Raw genomic sequence first — 3,906 nt, 5'->3', positions numbered from 1 at the left:
GAACGCAACAGACCCCTCCAGCCGGCCCACGGCCGCGGCCGGCTACAGCCCCGTCGCGGCCAGGCCCACCGGGCTCTGTCGCTCGGCGAACGCGACGACCTGCCGCGCGACGGTCTCGAGCTGGAAGCGGGTCTGGTCGTCGACGCATTCACCGTTCTCGTCGAAGACTCGGTTCGAGACGTTGATCGCCGCGCCGAGCGGGCTCGGCCATCCCCGGAGCGCATGGACGGTCGCTCGCAGGCCGGCCAGGGTGGAGACCGTCGCCTGCCACCCGTACGCCACCGCCACGCAACCGACGGGAACGCCGTCGAGGTAGGGCCGCTCGGCGTCCCGAAGGTCCTCGATGTAGTCGAGCGCATTCTTTATCATTCCGGAGATCGCGCCGTGGTAGCCCGGCGACGCGACGATGACGGCGTCCGCTTCCCGCACGGCCTCGACCAGGCGGACAGCCCGGGGCGAACGCTCCCTGGTCTCGGTGTCGTAGATCGGTAGCATCAGGTCTCGGCTCGCGATCACGTCGATCGAGGCTCCCGCGGCGCGTGCCGCGGCGGCGCTCACCCTCAGGGCCTGTTCGGAGCTCGAACCGGGCCTCGTCGAGCCGCCGATACACAGTAAGCGTGGCTGCCGCATGTCAGCATGCATGATCTAGTTCCCTTCTGCCGTGGACGTGCGGCGAAACCCGCGATAGCCGTCGGCGGCGACCTCTTCGCATTCCCTGCGGTAGCGCCGCAGCCCGCCGGCATAGGGCATGAAGACACGGGGCTTGCCCGGCACCTCGGCGCCCAGGTAGTACGAGGCGGCGGCCAGGTAGAGCGTGCCCTGGGCAAGCCGGTTCACGTGCGCGACCCACGCCGCCTCGGCCTCCGGCTCGGCCTCGATCACCGGGGTCTTCGCCGCCCGTGACGACATGATCAGGTCGGCGAGGAACTCGACGTGCTGCTCGATGGAGACCATCACGTTGCCGAGCAGCGACGGGCTGCCCGGGCCGGCGACCACGAACATGTTGGGAAACCCGGCTGAGGCGAGTCCCAGATAGGTGAGGGGTCCGGACGCCCAGTGCTGGCGGAGTGGCTGACCGCCCCTGCCGCGGATGTCCGGTCGCAGCAGCGAACCGGTCATGGCGTCGAAACCGGTGGCGAAGACGATCACGTCGAGCCCGTACTCCGACGTCGTCGTGTGCAGGCTCGTCTCAGTTACCTTCACCAGCGGAGAGGCGGAGATGTCGACGAGGGTGACGTTGGGCCGGTTGAACGTCTCGTAGAAGCCCGTGTCGACGCACGGGCGCTTGGCCCCGTAAGGGTAGGTGCGCGGGCTGAGCAGCGCCGCGGTGGCCGGGTCGTCGACCCGCTCCGCGATCTTGCCTCGGATGAAGTCGGCCGCGGTGTCGTTCGCCGCCTGGTCGATCAGCAGGTCCGAGTAGGCCAGCAGGAAACCGAAGCCCGCCGAGTTCCACTGCTCCTCGTAGTACGCCTGCCGCTCCTCGTCCGTGACCTCGAGGGCGGACCGCGGGTTGGCAGGCACCGAGAGCCCCGTCGACGAGCGCCTGAGCCGCTCGCGCCGGGCGGGGAGCTCGGTGCGGATGGCTGCCCGATCGGCGTCGGTCAGCACGTAGTGGTGCGCCGGGACGCTGAAGGTGGGTGTCCGCTGGAAGACCACCAGCTCCGCGACGACCGGGGCGATCTCGGGGATGACCTGGATGCCGGACGACCCGGTGCCGATCACCCCGACCCGCTTGCCCACGAGGTCGACCTTGTCCTTCGGCCAATCTGCGGTGTGGAGGACCGTTCCCGTGAAGTCCTCGACACCTGGGAGGTCGGGGCGCTTCACAGCGGACAGGCAGCCGGTGGCCATCACCAGGTAGCGACCCGAGACGACCGACCCGTCGTCGCCTCGTACCACCCACAGATCGGCCTGCTCGTCGTACACGGCCTCGGTGACCCGAACGCCGAGGGTGATGTCGCGGCGCAGGTCGTACAGCTCTGCCACGCGGTGGATATAACTCAGGATCTCCGGCTGAGCGGCGTAGCGCTCGGTCCAGTCCCAGGTCGCGTCCAGCTCCGGCGAGAAGGAGTACGAGTAGTCGGTGCTGTCGACGTCGCACCGGGCCCCGGGGTAGCGGTTCCAGTACCAGACGCCGCCGATGTCGTCGCCGGCCTCGATCACCGTGACAGTCAGCCCGCGCTCGTCCCGGAACGAACGAAGCAGGGCCAGGCCGGCGAACCCGGCACCCACCACGATGACGTCGACCGGGGAGTCGGGAGACGAGGTCGTTCTGTCACGCTGCGTCATGTCTCTCCTGTGATAGCTTGCAAGATCACGGAACGAACGTGGATCTCCCCGACCAGACTTGTAAACGTTAGCGTTGACACGCGCGAACGAGGTCGACGGGGGTCTCGGTCGGTCCGGCTCGTACGTGGGCCCCTCCCGCACGCGCTCGGAGCGGGAAGACGCGGCCCGGTCGGCGAAGCCACTCGCGCGCGGCGCCGTCTGCCGGGACGGCGACGGTGCGCGCGGTTCGCCGCGGGCACGCCCGTCCCGGTCCCGCCAGCGTCACGCCGACCGTCCGCCCCGTGAGGCTCATGACCCGTCCTTCGCGGGCCCGGGCGCACAGGACGCGTCCGCACCACCCATGTCATCAACATGAACGTTGACGTTAGAGGGTAACGGTGATCGGGTCAACGTCGGCGTCGACGACATTGAGAGTCCATGATCTCTCGTCAACTTAAACGTTGACATACTCCCTCCCGACGTGGTGGTCTGCCTGCGGGCGCCGGTGTGACCGACGTCGCAACCGTGACCCTGGGGGCACACCCCAGAGAGGAGCACCTGACATGACCCGTCGGCGGCTACGTTTCGGCGCGTTCGTCCCACCGCATCACGTGCCCGTGAAACAGAACCCGACCTACTCGCTCCAGCGAGACGTCGAAATCGTCCAGCTCATGGACAACATGGGCTTCGAGGAGGCGTGGTTCGGCGAACATCACTCGTGCGGCGTCGAACCCATCGGCGACCCGCTGATGTTCATCGCGCACGTGGCAAACCTGACCAAGGCCATCCGGCTGGGAACCGGCGTGCTGTCGCTGCCTTACCACAACCCGTTGTGGGTAGCCGACCGGATGGTGCTCTTAGACCACCTGACCCGGGGACGCGCCATGCTGGGTCTGGGGCCAGGCGCGCTGAGCACGGACGCCAACATGATCGGCATCGAGGCGAGCGAGCAGCGGGACGCCTTGGAGCAGGACACCGCGGTCCTCATGCACCTGCTCACCGAGGATGAGCCGCTGACCATCGAGACGCCCCGCTACAAGCTCGTAGAGGCCCGCCTGCAGCTCGACACGTACACGAACCCCCTGTTCGAGGTGGCGACGGCGGCGATCGTCAGCCCGTCCGGCCCCCGGCTGGCCGGCAAGCACGACCTCGGCATGATCTCCATCGGCGCGACCAGCGCCGGCGGGTTCGACGCCGTCGGCCACCATTGGGGCACGCTCACCGAGCGGGCGGCAGAGTTCGGTCACACGCCGGACCGCAGCCGCTGGCGGCTCGTGGCTCCCTTCCACATCGCGGCGACACGCGACCAGGCGCTCAAGGACGTCGAGCACGGCATCGACGCCTGGTGCGACTACCTACAGCACACCGCGTCGACGCCTCAGATGAAGGTCGAGGGCGAGACGACCAAGGAACGCATCGAGTGGGTCGTCGAGAGCGGCACCGGCGTCATCGGCACCTACGAGGACGCCATCAACCAGATCGAGCGGCTCTGGGAGCAGTCGAAGGGCGGCTTCGGCGCGATGCTGCTGTTCGACCACAACTGGGCGCCGTGGTCGGCGAAGAAGGAGCACTACCACCTGTTCGCCAACCACGTACTGCCTGCGTTCCAGGGCACGACGCGCCGCCTGGAGCGGAACG

The 3,906-nt window shown here is 68.4% G+C and carries 4 protein-coding genes; 1 reads left to right on the top strand and 3 read right to left on the bottom strand.

The features are described from left to right. Positions 1-42: 42 nt before the first annotated feature. From DD1DGNOD_RS13315 to DD1DGNOD_RS13305, 3 genes are all read right to left on the bottom strand, one after another. Positions 43-642: an NADPH-dependent FMN reductase gene (locus tag DD1DGNOD_RS13315; protein WP_241255691.1), complete on the bottom strand. Its 600-nt coding sequence runs from the start codon at positions 640-642 to the stop codon at positions 43-45. A 3-nt stretch (positions 643-645) separates the two neighbouring features. Then, a complete protein-coding gene (locus tag DD1DGNOD_RS13310) occupies positions 646-2,289 on the bottom strand; it encodes a flavin-containing monooxygenase (RefSeq protein ID WP_131767451.1) in 1,644 nt (547 codons plus the stop codon). Between the two features lie 67 nt (positions 2,290-2,356). Beyond that, on the bottom strand, positions 2,357-2,581 hold the full coding sequence (locus DD1DGNOD_RS13305) for a 3,4-dihydroxy-2-butanone-4-phosphate synthase (RefSeq protein WP_131767450.1): 225 nt from the start codon (positions 2,579-2,581) through the stop codon (positions 2,357-2,359). Between the two features lie 250 nt (positions 2,582-2,831). Here DD1DGNOD_RS13305 and DD1DGNOD_RS13300 point away from each other — a divergent pair. Continuing rightward, positions 2,832-3,906 (top strand): LLM class flavin-dependent oxidoreductase (locus tag DD1DGNOD_RS13300; RefSeq protein ID WP_131770275.1); only part of this gene is annotated, 1,075 nt, incomplete at its 3' end.

Origin of the sequence: Candidatus Protofrankia californiensis, assembly GCF_900634765.1 — a bacterium.
Taxonomy (GTDB): Bacteria; Actinomycetota; Actinomycetes; order Frankiales; family Frankiaceae; genus Protofrankia; species Protofrankia californiensis.
This window is presented reverse-complemented; position numbering and strand designations above follow the sequence as displayed.

Excerpts from the sequence above, each read along its gene's own strand:
- DD1DGNOD_RS13305 (WP_131767450.1), bottom strand. The coding sequence starts at position 2,581 with ATGAGCCTCACGGGGCGGACGGTCGGCGTGACGCTGGCGGGACCGGGA.
- DD1DGNOD_RS13315 (WP_241255691.1), bottom strand. The coding sequence starts at position 642 with ATGCATGCTGACATGCGGCAGCCACGCTTACTGTGTATCGGCGGCTCG.
- DD1DGNOD_RS13310 (WP_131767451.1), bottom strand. The coding sequence starts at position 2,289 with ATGACGCAGCGTGACAGAACGACCTCGTCTCCCGACTCCCCGGTCGAC.